This window comes from Arthrobacter alkaliphilus (genome assembly GCF_021483235.1).
Classification (GTDB): Bacteria; Actinomycetota; Actinomycetes; order Actinomycetales; family Micrococcaceae; genus Arthrobacter; species Arthrobacter alkaliphilus.
Genome location: NZ_JAKEEC010000029.1, coordinates 41,602 through 53,190, shown reverse-complemented (window position 1 = coordinate 53,190; position 11,589 = coordinate 41,602). Strand labels below are relative to the sequence as shown.

At 65.5% G+C, this 11,589-nt stretch carries 12 protein-coding genes, 3 tRNA genes and 1 riboswitch; of the genes, 12 read left to right on the top strand and 3 right to left on the bottom strand.

Features of this window, described 5'->3' with window-relative positions:
* Positions 1-82: 82 nt before the first annotated feature.
* Positions 83-153 (bottom strand) — tRNA-Cys (locus L0B83_RS16970).
* 55 nt (positions 154-208) lie between these two features.
* A tRNA-Gly gene (locus L0B83_RS16965) sits at positions 209-281 on the bottom strand.
* Positions 282-531: 250 nt separating this feature from the next.
* Here L0B83_RS16965 and L0B83_RS16960 point away from each other — a divergent pair.
* A tRNA-Val gene (locus L0B83_RS16960) sits at positions 532-606 on the top strand.
* Between the two features lie 53 nt (positions 607-659).
* Here the strand turns inward: L0B83_RS16960 and L0B83_RS16955 are convergent.
* Complete coding sequence (locus L0B83_RS16955; protein WP_234759732.1) at positions 660-1,808, bottom strand: GGDEF domain-containing protein; 1,149 nt, start codon at positions 1,806-1,808, stop codon at positions 660-662.
* 85 nt (positions 1,809-1,893) lie between these two features.
* Here L0B83_RS16955 and L0B83_RS16950 point away from each other — a divergent pair, with 85 nt between their 5' ends.
* The 11 genes from L0B83_RS16950 (at position 1,894) to ribH (ending at position 11,478) form a co-directional block, all read left to right on the top strand.
* Positions 1,894-2,775, top strand: a complete 882-nt coding sequence (locus L0B83_RS16950) for a tetratricopeptide repeat protein (protein ID WP_234759731.1) — start codon at positions 1,894-1,896, stop codon at positions 2,773-2,775.
* A 50-nt stretch (positions 2,776-2,825) separates the two neighbouring features.
* The gene (def, locus tag L0B83_RS16945) at positions 2,826-3,392 is read left to right on the top strand and encodes a peptide deformylase (protein WP_234759730.1); all 567 of its coding nucleotides are present in this window, start codon (positions 2,826-2,828) and stop codon (positions 3,390-3,392) included.
* Positions 3,389-4,309: a methionyl-tRNA formyltransferase gene (fmt, locus tag L0B83_RS16940; protein ID WP_234759729.1), complete on the top strand. Its 921-nt coding sequence runs from the start codon at positions 3,389-3,391 to the stop codon at positions 4,307-4,309. The genes def and fmt overlap by 4 nt, the downstream gene beginning before the upstream one ends.
* Positions 4,306-5,856, top strand: coding sequence for an RsmB/NOP family class I SAM-dependent RNA methyltransferase (locus L0B83_RS16935; RefSeq protein WP_234759728.1), 1,551 nt, complete (start codon positions 4,306-4,308; stop codon positions 5,854-5,856). The genes fmt and L0B83_RS16935 overlap by 4 nt, the downstream gene beginning before the upstream one ends.
* Before the next feature lie 93 nt (positions 5,857-5,949).
* Complete coding sequence (gene rpe / locus L0B83_RS16930; protein ID WP_234759727.1) at positions 5,950-6,612, top strand: ribulose-phosphate 3-epimerase; 663 nt, start codon at positions 5,950-5,952, stop codon at positions 6,610-6,612.
* A 98-nt stretch (positions 6,613-6,710) separates the two neighbouring features.
* Positions 6,711-6,866, top strand: a riboswitch (FMN riboswitch).
* 84 nt (positions 6,867-6,950) lie between these two features.
* Positions 6,951-7,649, top strand: a complete 699-nt coding sequence (gene pnuC / locus L0B83_RS16925) for a nicotinamide riboside transporter PnuC (RefSeq protein ID WP_234759726.1) — start codon at positions 6,951-6,953, stop codon at positions 7,647-7,649.
* A complete protein-coding gene (gene ribD, locus L0B83_RS16920) occupies positions 7,646-8,905 on the top strand; it encodes a bifunctional diaminohydroxyphosphoribosylaminopyrimidine deaminase/5-amino-6-(5-phosphoribosylamino)uracil reductase RibD (RefSeq protein WP_234759725.1) in 1,260 nt (419 codons plus the stop codon). The genes pnuC and ribD overlap by 4 nt, the downstream gene beginning before the upstream one ends.
* The gene (locus L0B83_RS16915; RefSeq protein ID WP_234759724.1) at positions 8,905-9,543 is read left to right on the top strand and encodes a riboflavin synthase; all 639 of its coding nucleotides are present in this window, start codon (positions 8,905-8,907) and stop codon (positions 9,541-9,543) included. The genes ribD and L0B83_RS16915 overlap by 1 nt, the downstream gene beginning before the upstream one ends.
* Complete coding sequence (ribB, locus tag L0B83_RS16910) at positions 9,540-10,235, top strand: 3,4-dihydroxy-2-butanone-4-phosphate synthase (protein ID WP_234759723.1); 696 nt, start codon at positions 9,540-9,542, stop codon at positions 10,233-10,235. Before L0B83_RS16915 ends, ribB begins: the two co-directional genes overlap by 4 nt.
* The gene (gene ribA / locus L0B83_RS16905; protein ID WP_234759722.1) at positions 10,232-10,918 is read left to right on the top strand and encodes a GTP cyclohydrolase II; all 687 of its coding nucleotides are present in this window, start codon (positions 10,232-10,234) and stop codon (positions 10,916-10,918) included. The genes ribB and ribA overlap by 4 nt, the downstream gene beginning before the upstream one ends.
* A 74-nt stretch (positions 10,919-10,992) precedes the next feature.
* Entirely contained in the window at positions 10,993-11,478 is a 486-nt protein-coding gene (ribH, locus tag L0B83_RS16900; protein ID WP_234759721.1) for a 6,7-dimethyl-8-ribityllumazine synthase, read from the top strand.
* Positions 11,479-11,589 lie beyond the last annotated feature (111 nt).

The window sequence follows — 11,589 nt, the reverse complement described above, 5'->3', positions numbered from 1 at the left end:
TTCCGTGTCAGGGAAGCGCGCTACCGCTGCGCCAATCGCCCAAATGCAATCCGGCCTGGACCGGAAACCAAGGTTTTCACCGAGGTGGGTACGGGATTCGAACCCGTGTATACGGCTTTGCAGGCCGCTGCCTCGCCTCTCGGCCAACCCACCGTGTAAGCACGATTCCCGACGTTCCAAGAAGTCAATGCCGTGACAGTGTCCTGCGAGCGGACGACGAGATTCGAACTCGCGACATCCACCTTGGCAAGGTGGTGCTCTACCAGCTGAGCTACGTCCGCATGGTCTTCTTCGGCGGCCTGTCCGCAGGGGGCATTCCGTCGCTTTCCGACGAGTAAAAACTTTATAGGAGGTTCCGGGAAACTCCAAATCGATCTGCCCGAATGGTAAGCAACAGGGGCAAGTTCCTTGAATTGGCGCGGATTTTGGGAGTTACATCTTTGTGATTCGGTGTTCGTCCGCGCGAGGCGTTGTTCCGGCGTTTTCCGGATTTTTGAATTCCGGCCGGGGTCGGTTAGTCTTCTTGTGCACGGGCGATTGGCGCAGTGGTAGCGCGCTTCGTTCACACCGAAGAGGTCACTGGTTCGAACCCAGTATCGCCCACCAAGAAAACCCCGCATGTCCTGCTACAACGCAGGACAGGCGGGGTTTTTCTGTGCCTAACTCAGGCGGGGCGATGCCCTGACCACCCGGTTCCTGCCGAGCGACTTGGCTTCGTAGAGTGCCGAATCCGCGGCCGCGATCATCGCGGTGAGGTCGTCGTCGAACTCTGTTGAGGTGACTCCGTAGCTCACGGTTGGAACGTGGATGTCGTCTGCGTCCTTGTTTGCGGCCAAAGCCTGGTTAATGTCTGCCGCGATGCTTTCGGCCCGCTCTTGGCTGGCACCCGGCAAGAGCAGGATGAACTCTTCGCCCCCGTACCGTCCAACCAGGTCGGTGGACCGCACGGAGGCGGAACACGCATCCGCGAATGCCTGAAGGGCGGCGTCGCCGGCGGCATGACCGTGCTCATCGTTGATCGCCTTGAAATGGTCCAAGTCGGCCAGGATCAAGGAGGCCACGGAGCTTCGGGCGTGCAACCGCTCCAGTTCCTTGGTGGCAAGGTCCATGAAAGTGCCGCGGTTGAGGAGCCCGGTGAGGTTGTCGCGGGCGGCGCGTTCGCTGAGGCGGTTGATCAACTGGTCGTTGCTGAGCGCAGTCATGCTGAAAGAGACGGCAACCAGGAGTACCAGCGTGACCAGGCTGGCTATCGATGAGCCGAAATACGCGGTGAAGTTCGGTCCGTTCGGGCCCTCCACGATGTACACGTCCAGGCGGCAGAAATAGTAGGCGGCCAAGAATGCCGCGGCGAAGGCCATCGACTTGTGCACGTGGGAGTAGCTGGAATCCAGTAGCCACAGATTGCGGGACGCCAAGGCGATGCCCACGGTCATCAGTCCCAGATAGACCAGGCCCCCGGACCAGGTGTTGTAACCGGGGTTTTCCAAAGCCGAGGCGACGGCGGTGGCGCCGCAGGCCGCGGCAAATTGCCATCTGGGCGCCGGCAACATCCTGAGGGACCGGGCGCCGGTCCACACACTGAACGCTCCGCCTACGAGGAGGACGTTTCCTGCGGGATTCGCCCAGACTTGATACGGCGTCCCGTTGAGAAGGAACGCAAGGTTGCCCGCGAGGAAGAACAGGAGGGCAACGCACCACCACCCGTTGTAGGACGACCGTGTGCGCCTATACGACGCGTAGAACAAGAGGAGCAAGGTCAGGGCGACCACCCCGAGGGCGACCCGCAGTGATGTTATGTCGAGGATCAAGACCGCTCCCAAAGCCGAGGACGTGACCAATTATGGCACCAAGGCTCCGCATCTTCCTGTCAGGGGTGTGTGAAAGAGTCTTCCTATGACAGATCCACTGCTTGCCCACGCCACCGAATATGGCCGGATGTATGCCCGGTCCACATCCGAGGCCTTCTCGGTTCCTTCCATCACCACAGTGATCGGCCAGCAGGCCCACTCCCTGGACGGGTGGTTCGGCTACATGGGTGCGAGCAGCTTGGCTCAGGACCCTGAACTCCCGCAACATCTGGCCAGTCCTGCCAGGCTGCGGCAGGCCGTCAACAAGGCGGCCAAGGCCGCAGAGGTCTACCGGGACCTCGCCGCGCGCCGCGGCGACCGCGTGCATTACTACTGCGAGCAAGTGGCCCTGCGCGCCCTGGGCCGGGCACACCGCGCGCAGGAAGCCCGCGACGAGCTCGCGTCGAACGGCGAGGAAGCTTTCGCGGCCCGCTTCGACGAATGGTGGGAGTTGTACCGGGTGGAGCCTGTTGCGCCCGAGATCACCGTGTGGAACTCCAGCGTCGGCTACGCCGGAACTTTGGACCTCGTGGCCAAAGTCAGTGGCAGGGTCTGCTTGATTGACTACAAGACCAAGGGCACCACCCGCGACGGAACGGTGAAACCGCTCGACGACAAGGTAGTGATGCAGTTGGTTGCGGGCATGAAGGCCGAGGAAAGCCTCGTGGATCCCGTGGCAGGGGAGTGGGAGCCGTGGAAGTACGGCGAGAACCCGGTGCTGTTGGCGGTGGCCATCGGCGAGACCGAGGTGCGTCCCCAGCGCGCCAACCCGGACGTGCTCAAGCGCCACTGGTGGAAGTTCTGCGCCCTGAAGCGGGTGTGGGAGATGTCGGCCGACGTGGCCGCAGCGGGAAGTGCGCTGCTCCCTGTAGCGCCGCCGTCGTACCCTGCCGCCACAGTACCCGCAGGCTCAACTAAACTGGCCTAGGCCCTTTCTGCAGGGACCGAAGCTATGCCGATCGTGAGGAAAGACAGCACATGGCCATTTTGAGTATCCGTATCATCGGCGATCCCGTGCTCCGCACGGTTGCTGATCCAGTCACGGAATTCGGGCCTGAGCTCGCCAAACTTGTGCAGGACATGACCGAGACCATGGAAGATGTGGACGGGGCCGGCCTCGCCGCTCCGCAAATCGGCGTCAGCCAGCGGGTCTTCACCTACCGGATCGGCGGCGTGGAAGGCCACATCATCAACCCCGTGCTGGAGAACAGCGAGGACTTCCAGCCTGACGAAGTGGAGGGCTGCCTCTCCATCCCCGGACTCGCGTTCCCGGTCCGCCGCCGCAGGGCCACCCGCGCCACCGGCGTCGACATCAACGGCAATCCGGTGTCGGTTGAGGCCGAGGGCATGCTCGCCCGCTGCTTCCAGCACGAGACCGACCACCTGGACGGGATCCTCTTTACCGACCGGCTGGAGGGTGAGGACCGGAAAACCGCACTCCGGGCCATCCGCGCAGCGAACTACCACTCCGTGACCGAGCAGACCACCGCGAAGAGGGCCAACACCGTAGGCTCCAGCTTCGGCAGTTTCGGCGCCGCCGGATGAGGGTGCTTTTCGCCGGCACCCCGGCTGTAGCCGTGCCGTCCCTTGACGCGCTGGTCGGGGCCGGATTCGAGATCGTGGCGGTGCTGACCAGGCCGGATGCTCCGACGGGACGTAAACGGATCCTGACGCCGTCGCCGGTGGCCGCCCGTGCGGCTGAGCTCGGCATCGACATCATCCATGCGTCCAAGGTGGACGCAGAGGCCACGGCCCGGATCGCATCCTATGAGCCCGATGTGGCCGCGATCGTCGCCTACGGCGGCCTCGTTCCCAAAGCGGCGCTCGGGATACCGCGCCACGGCTGGATCAATCTCCACTTTTCCCTCCTTCCGGCGTGGCGGGGAGCCGCGCCCGTGCAGCGTTCAGTGATCGCCGGCGACGACATCACCGGTGCCGCAACCTTCCTGCTCGAGGAAGGACTCGATACCGGGCCGGTTTTCGGGACCCTGACTGAAACAGTCCGGCCTGAGGACACCGCAGGTGACCTCTTGGAACGGCTCTCGCGCAGCGGTGCAGTCCTGCTCAGCCAGACCCTCTCCGCCGTCGACGCCGGGCAAGCGGCCCCCAGGCCCCAGGAGGGCGAGGTTTCGCTGGCCCCCAAGCTAACGCTCGACGACGGCAGGCTCGACTGGTCGCAACCCGCCCTCGCCATCAACCGCAGATCCCGCGGCGTCACGCCCGAACCGGGAGCGTGGACGACGCTTGACGGCCAGCGGATCAAGCTGGAGCCGGTGGGCATGCGCCCGGACATCCGCAACCTTGCACCCGGCCAAGTCAGGGTTGACGGCAAGAACGTCCTGGTCGGGACCGGATCCCATGCAGTGCAGCTCACCCGGATCCAGCCTGCGGGCAAGAAGATGATGCCGTCGGCCGATTGGGCCCGTGGTTTGGCAACACCAGAAAGCGTGGAATTCGAATGAGTGACTCCGGCCGTCGCGGCCCAAACAGCAGCGGGAACCGGGAGGGCGGCGGCCCGGGCAGCCGCGGACCACGCGGCGAAAGCAAGCGCAACGCCCAAGAACGGGAACGGAACAGGGGACCGCAGCGCGGTTTCTCAGCCAGTGCACCGTCCCAGCGGACCAGGCGCGCGGATCCGGCGCGATTGGTGGCGTTCGAAGTCTTGCGGGCAGTCGCTTCGGAAGACGCATACGCGAACCTCGTGCTGCCGGCCCGGATCCGGCACCACCACCTCGACAAGCGCGACGCCGGATTCGCCACCGAACTGAGCTACGGGGCGTTGCGCGGCCAGGGCATGTACGACGCCATCTTGGCCGAGTGTGTCGACCGGCCGCTCGCGCAACTCGATCCGGCAATCCTCGATGCGCTGCGGCTTGGCGCCCACCAATTGCTCGCCATGCGCGTTCCTGCCCACGCCGCACTCGACCAGACCGTCGGGCTGGCCCGCGCGGTCATCGGTGCCGGCCCGTCGTCGCTCATCAACGCCGTGCTCCGGAAGGTCACCGCCAGGACGCTCGCCGAGTGGCTCGACCACCTGCTGGAGAACGAGACCGACGAAACCAAGATCGCCTCCGTACGCCACGCGCACCCGGAGTGGGTGGTCCGGGCGCTGCGCCAATCGCTCGTCACGCACGGCCGTCCCGCGAGCGAAATCACCGAACTCCTCGAAGCCGACAACGCGGCCCCTGTGGTGAACCTGGTGGCACTGCCCGGCATCGGCAGCCTGGATGAAGCCTTGGAGAACGGAGCAACTCCCGGCGAACTCGTGATCGACTCGGCACTGTCCAGCGGCGGCGACCTCGGGCGTCTGTCCGCCATTCGCGAAGGCACCACAAGGGTCCAGGACGTCGGCTCCCAGCTCGTAGCCCGCGCCGTCGCGGGGGTGGACCTCGGTCCGGCCGCGAAGGACGGCGGGAAATGGCTTGACCTGTGCGCCGGTCCCGGCGGCAAGGCAGCGCTGTTGGCTGCCCTCGCCCATCAAGAAGGCGCCACGCTCCTGGCCAACGAACCCGCGGAACACCGCGCCAAGTTGGTCAGCCAGGCACTTTCGGCGGTACCTGCGGACGCCTGGACGGTACGGGTAGGCGACGGGCGCGACGTCGGCAAGGAACAACCCGGGACTTTCGACCGCGTCCTGGTCGACGTTCCCTGCAGTGGCCTTGGTGCGCTTCGCCGCCGCCCCGAATCACGGTGGCGCCGGACGCCCAAGGACCTCGCCGATCTCGGTCCTTTGCAGCGTGAATTGCTTGACTCCGCCATCGACGCCGCAAAGCCGGGGGGCGTGGTGGGGTACGTAACCTGTTCTCCGCACCCGGCCGAAACCACCGCCGTCGTCAGCGATGTCCTCCGCAGGCGGGACGACGTGGAGCAGATCGACTCCGGCGCGGCCTTGGACGCCGTCAGCCTGAGCGGCAACCTGGGCGCCGGGCACGGCTTGACCGCCCAACTGTGGCCGCACGTGCATCAAACCGATGCAATGTTCCTCGCGCTCCTCCGGAAGAAGCCGTAACCTTCGGCGCCCATCACCGGCTGAAAGTCCCGCGCCCTTAAGCTGGAGAATTGCCGAACCGCCCCGACCGCCACCAACACTGAGGGAATTGCCTTGACTGAGTGCTGTATCAACCCGAGCATCCTGTCCGCGGACTTCGTGAACCTGGAAGCCGAGCTGAAGAGAATCAGCAACGCCGATGCCGTCCACGTCGATGTCATGGACAACCATTTCGTCCCGAACCTGACCCTCGGCCTGCCGGTGGTGGAACGGATCCAGGCCGTCAGCCCCGTCCCGCTCGACGCCCACCTCATGATCGCCGACGCCGACCGCTGGGCACCGGCCTATGCGGACGCCGGCGTGGCCTCGGTGACCTTCCACGCGGAAGCGGCGACGGCTCCCATTAAGCTCGCCCGTGAGCTCCGGGCCCGCGGTGCGAAGGCGGGGATGGCCCTCCGCCCGGCCACACCGGTGGAACCGTACCTGGACATGCTCAGTGAACTGGACATGCTCCTCATCATGACGGTGGAGCCCGGCTTCGGCGGGCAGTCCTTCCTGGACGTGACGCTCCCCAAGATCCGCCGGGCGCGTGCCGCGATCGACGGCTCCGGCATCGGCGTCGCCATCCAGGTCGACGGCGGGATTACGGAGGAGACCATCGTCCGGGCGGCCGAGGCCGGCGCAAACGTATTCGTTGCCGGCTCCGCCGTCTACGGCCATGAGGACCCGGCGGCCGCCATCGGCCGGCTGCGGGCCGCCGGCCTCGCGGTAATGTGACATCCTCGCGGCAATGTGACAACAATGACGCACTGGCCTTCATATCGGTCCGGGAATACATCGGCCGGTGCTCCAGTTGTGTCAGAATAGCAACACACATACGTGCTCCGGGGTCGGTGTAATTCCGAACCGGCGGTCATAGTCCGCGACCCGCGAGCCATCGCGTTTCCTTTCACGGGAACCACGACGGCGGACGGTTGAACTGGTGGAATTCCAGTACCGACAGTCAAAGTCTGGATGGGAGAAGCACGTACAGTCATGCGTGGGCGTTCCGAGCGCCCCGCATCGCGCTGTCGTACACCCCCGGAGCCATCGCGGCATTCGAGGGAAGGAACGGCATGGACTTTCTGCGATGGCTCTTCGAAGCACAGATTCCCGTTGGCGGATCTGTGCTTGTTCTTCGCGAAGTGCTAGGCAATATTTTCGGGCTCGCCAGCGCCCTGGGCGGAATGCGCCGCAAAGTCTGGGCATGGCCCATCGGAATCGCAGGCAACCTGCTCCTGCTGACGGTGTTCCTCGGCAACGTCTTCGGCGCCGCGTCGCCGGCAACCCTCTGGGGCCAGGCCGGGCGCCAGGTCATGTTCATCAGTGTGGCCGCCTATGGCTGGTACCGCTGGCGCCAGGGCCCCAACGCGGGCACCCACGGCAGCGCCATTGTGCCCGGCTGGGCAGGCCCCAAGGCGCGGTTCGGCCTGGCCGCGGCCATGATTGTAGGAACCGCAGCACTCACCCCCGTCTTCGCGTCGATGGGATCCTACCCGCCCGTATGGGCCGACGCTTGGACCTTTATGGGTTCACTTCTGGCCACGTACGGGATGGCACGGGGCTGGACCGAGTTCTGGCTCATCTGGGTTGCCGTCGACATTGTCGGAGTTCCGTTGCTGTTCAGCGCCGGTTACTTTGCCAGTGCCTTTATGTATCTCTTTTACGGGTTCTTCACACTTGCCGGGTTCTTCGTCTGGTTGCGTGCGGACCGACGCGAAAGCCGCCCGCTGAGGCCAACAGCCGAGCCGGAAACCGCAGGAGCCCTTTCATGAGCGATGCGGCGAACCCGACCTTCTCGGAAGCCGAGTCGGCGGCAATGGAGACTGCCCTGCACGTGGCCCTCCGGGGCCAGCGTGGCGCCAACCCCTTGGTGGGGGCGGTGGTGCTTGGGTCCAATGGAGAGCAACTCATCACGGGCTACCACCGCGGCGCGGGCACGCCGCATGCCGAGGCAGACGCGATCGCCAAGGCGCAGGCAAAGGGCCTGGACCTCGCAGGGACAACCATGGTGGTCACCTTGGAGCCGTGCAACCACATAGGCCGAACGGGACCGTGCGCCAAGGCCATCATCGACGCCGGTATTGCGCAGGTGGTATACGCGATCGATGACCCCCACGATCCCGCCGCGGGAGGTGCAGCGACGCTGCGCGCCGCCGGTGTGGACGTCCGGTCCGGGTTGGCCGCCGCCGAGGCCTTGAAGCTGAACCGCGAGTGGTTCGCTGCAGTGGCGGCGCGGCGCCCGTTCGTCACGCTTCACATTGCGCAGACCTTGGACAGCAAGATCGCCGCCGTGGACGGGACCAGCCAATGGATCTCGAGTCCGGAATCGTTGGCCGACAATCACGGATTGCGCCGCTTGATTGACGCCATCCTGGTGGGTACCGAAACCGTCATGGTGGACAATCCGCGGCTGACCGCCCGGGAGGGGAACGGCGACGACTCGCCGAGCCAGCCACTGCGGGCCGTGATGGGTCTGCGCGAGGTCCCGGCAGACGCCGCCGTGCGTGGGAACGACGGCAAGTTCATCCACTTGCCCACCCGCGACCCTGCCGAGGCCTTGGAGTTGCTGTTCGCCGAAGGCGTCCGCCATGTCATGGTGGAAGGCGGCTCCAGCATCCTGAGCGCCTTCCTCGCAGCGAACCTAGTGGACGAATTGATCGTCTATCTCGCGCCAACCCTGCTGGGCTCCGGTACGCCTGCCCTGACGGATCTCGGCATCTCAACGCTCGCCGACGCCCAGCACTGGAACTGGGACGACGCCGGAGGCGGTGCGGTCCATGCGCTGGGCCGCGACCTGCGGCTGCATCTGAGGTCCGGGCCATCCGACGGAAACAAGCCGGCCTGGAGCAAGTCACATCCCGACNGACCTGCGGCTGCATCTGAGGTCCGGGCCATCCGACGGAAACAAGCCGGCCTGGAGCAAGTCACATCCCGACCACCACGAACCACTTCCGGGCAGGGACGCCCCGGACACCACGAACCACTTCCGGGCAGGGACGCCCCGGACACCACCACAGGAGGACACTGATGTTTACAGGAATCGTCGCTGAACAAGGCACGGTCCTGTCCGTCGAGCACGACGGCGGGGCCAGCGCCACGCTGCGCCTTATGGCCCCGAGTACCACCGAGGGGCTTGGCCTGGGCGGCTCCATCGCTGTCAACGGCGTGTGCCTCACCGCAACGGAGATCGACGGCCGGGAATTCAGCGTTGACGTCATGGGCGAAACCCTCGTCCGCACCACCATCGGCGAACTGGCTCCGGGTGACACCGTGAACCTCGAGCGTTGTGTCCAGGCGGGAGGCCGCCTGGACGGCCACGTCGTGCAGGGCCACGTGGACGGCGTCGGGCACCTTCTGGAGCGCGAGTCGCTGGGCAATTGGGACCGGCTCCGCTTCGGCGTCCCCGCCCCGCTGGCCCGCTACATCGCCGAAAAGGGCTCGATCGCCGTCGACGGCGTTTCGCTCACCGTCACCGCCGTCAGTCCCGCCGAGGAACAGAACCCTTGGTTTGAAGTGGGCCTCATTCCCACCACGCTGGACGAAACCGGACTCGGGGCGAAGGCCACAGGCGGGCGGGTCAACCTTGAGGTGGACGTCCTTGCGAAGTACACCGAGCGCCTGCTGTCTTTCCGTGCGCCGGCAACTGCGGGCGGAGCCGACCAGTGAGCGCCGAACGCAACGGGAGCACCACGGTGGTACGCCGCGGGCTGGACCCCGTCGAGAAGGCCGTGCAGGCGATGGCCGCCGGCCGTCCCGTCATTGTTGTGGACAATGAAGACCGCGAAAACGAAGGCGACATCATCTTCGCCGCCGAACACGCGACGCCTGCCCTGATGGGATGGACCATCCGCTACAGCTCGGGAGTCATTTGCGTTCCACTCGAGGAGTCACGGGCTGATGCCCTGGCGCTGCCCCCCATGGTAGTGGTCAATGAAGACGCCAAGGGCACGGCCTACACGGTGTCCTGTGATGCCGCCGTGGGTGTAAGCACCGGTATTTCCGCAACTGACAGGGCCCTGACTGCCCGGATCCTGGCCGATCCGGGCAGCACGCCGTCCTCCATCACGCGGCCCGGGCATATTTTTCCGCTCCGGGCCGTTAAGGGTGGAGTGCGTGAACGTCCGGGTCACACGGAAGCAGCAGTGGATCTTTGCAGGCTTGCGGGGCTCGCCCCAGTGGGCGTGATCGCTGAGTTGGTACATGACGATGGTGAAATGATGCGGCTGGACAGCCTCCGCGACTTCGCTGCCGAGCACGGATGTCCTTTGATTTCGATCGAGGATCTCGTGGCATATGTTGTAGCGTCGGAGGCTGGGCGGCAGGTTGCCATCCCGGCAGGAAACGAGGAGCAGCGATGAGCACATCGAAAACGCACGACGGCGGCACGGCGGCGCACGCGGTGCATCCCGTGAGCGGCGGCCCGATCGTCCAGCTGCCAACGGCGTTCGGTGAATTCGTGGCGCAAGCGTGGACCGACCTCGAAACAGGGGCAGAGCACCTCGCGGTGAGTTCCCCGAAGGCGCCGGCCGCAGGCAAGGCCCCGCTGGTGCGTCTGCACTCGGAGTGCCTCACCGGAGACGTATTCGGTTCGTACCGTTGCGATTGCGGCGAACAGTTGGCCTATGCCTTGGAGCTGATAGCCGAAGAGGGCGGCACGCTGCTGTACCTCCGTGGCCAGGAGGGCCGCGGGATCGGGCTGGCCAACAAGATCAAGGCGTACGCACTCCAGGAAGCCGGTTTCGACACGGTCGAAGCCAACGAGCAACTCGGCCTTCCGGTCGATGCCCGCTGCTACAAAGCGGCAGCCCAGATCCTCGCCGAAATGGATCTTCATGAAATCCGTCTCCTGAGCAACAACCCGGACAAGCAGAACCGGCTTGCCGCGGCCGGCGTGAAGGTGGTGGAGATGGTGCCTACCGAGGTCCCGTCCCGTGAAGAAAACCTTCGCTACCTTCAGACCAAGAAGGACCGCATGGACCACCTCCTGACCCTCGGTGACACCGAACCGGCTTCCATCGCGTTCGAACTCGACCAAGACTGACCTGTCCTTCCCGACGGACCTGTACTTTCACCCCTGACCTGTACTTTCACCACTGAACGGATTACCACACACCTATGAGCGGACACGGCGCCCCCACCATCGACCTCACCACCCTCAACCCGGCCGAAACCCAGGAGCTGAGGCTGGCGATCGTCGCCGCCAGCTGGCACACACAGATCATGGACGGCCTCCTCGACGGAGCATTGCGTGCCGCGAAGGAAGCCGGCATTGCCGAGCCCACGGTGCTGCGCGTCCCGGGATCCTTTGAACTTCCGGTCGCGGCTGCACGGCTGGCGCCGCACTTCGACGCGGTGGTGGCCCTCGGCGTCGTCATCCGCGGAGGCACGCCGCACTTTGAGTACGTGTGCCAGGCGGCCACGGAGGGGCTCACTGATGTCAGCGTCCGCACCGGCGTGCCGGTGGGCTTCGGCGTACTTACGTGCGACACCGAACAGCAGGGCCTGGACCGGGCCGGGCTCGAAGGCTCGTCCGAGGACAAAGGCCACGAAGCCGTGGCCGCCGCCCTCGCGACGGCGTTGACCCTCAAGCAGTACACCTAGCCATACCGACCACAAGGGATGTGGGCGAACCTGCGCAGCCTGTGCGTTCGCTCACATCCCTCCCGTCATGCAAGGGCCCGGCACGCGGTCATCGGCCCTGAGCAAGTAGGC

Bases quoted from the DNA above. Each gene is read 5' to 3' on its own strand.
- L0B83_RS16950 (WP_234759731.1), top strand. From the start codon at position 1,894: ATGACAGATCCACTGCTTGCCCACGCCACCGAATATGGCCGGATGTAT.
- def (WP_234759730.1), top strand. From the start codon at position 2,826: ATGGCCATTTTGAGTATCCGTATCATCGGCGATCCCGTGCTCCGCACG.
- fmt (WP_234759729.1), top strand. From the start codon at position 3,389: ATGAGGGTGCTTTTCGCCGGCACCCCGGCTGTAGCCGTGCCGTCCCTT.
- L0B83_RS16935 (WP_234759728.1), top strand. From the start codon at position 4,306: ATGAGTGACTCCGGCCGTCGCGGCCCAAACAGCAGCGGGAACCGGGAG.
- pnuC (WP_234759726.1), top strand. From the start codon at position 6,951: ATGGACTTTCTGCGATGGCTCTTCGAAGCACAGATTCCCGTTGGCGGA.
- L0B83_RS16915 (WP_234759724.1), top strand. From the start codon at position 8,905: ATGTTTACAGGAATCGTCGCTGAACAAGGCACGGTCCTGTCCGTCGAG.
- ribA (WP_234759722.1), top strand. From the start codon at position 10,232: ATGAGCACATCGAAAACGCACGACGGCGGCACGGCGGCGCACGCGGTG.
- ribH (WP_234759721.1), top strand. From the start codon at position 10,993: ATGAGCGGACACGGCGCCCCCACCATCGACCTCACCACCCTCAACCCG.